The sequence below is a fragment of the Aliiroseovarius sp. ABM4_368 genome, assembly GCF_056161205.1.
In genome coordinates, this window is the sequence record NZ_JBSWYR010000038.1 from 1 (window position 1) to 221 (window position 221).

Sequence of the window (221 nt, forward strand, 5' to 3'; positions counted from 1 at the left end):
TTCCGACCTCGTCAAAGATGATCGCGTGCGAGAACGTGTATCGATTGTCCAGAGCAAGACCAAGCGGCCTGTCCAGTTTGAACTGACGGAAAACACGCGTGAAACCGTCTTTGCCTGGGTCAAATCGCCCGAGATATTTGCGTGTCCGTTTATGTTCCCCAGCCGCTTTCATGACCGGCCACACATCTCAACCCGCCAGTATGGGCGCTTGGTGCGTGATT

At 54.3% G+C, this 221-nt stretch carries 1 pseudogene; it reads left to right on the forward strand.

The annotated features are described in order from the left end of the window. A pseudogene (locus ACXAH3_RS16535) lies at positions 1 to 221 on the forward strand (integrase); the annotation flags it as partial.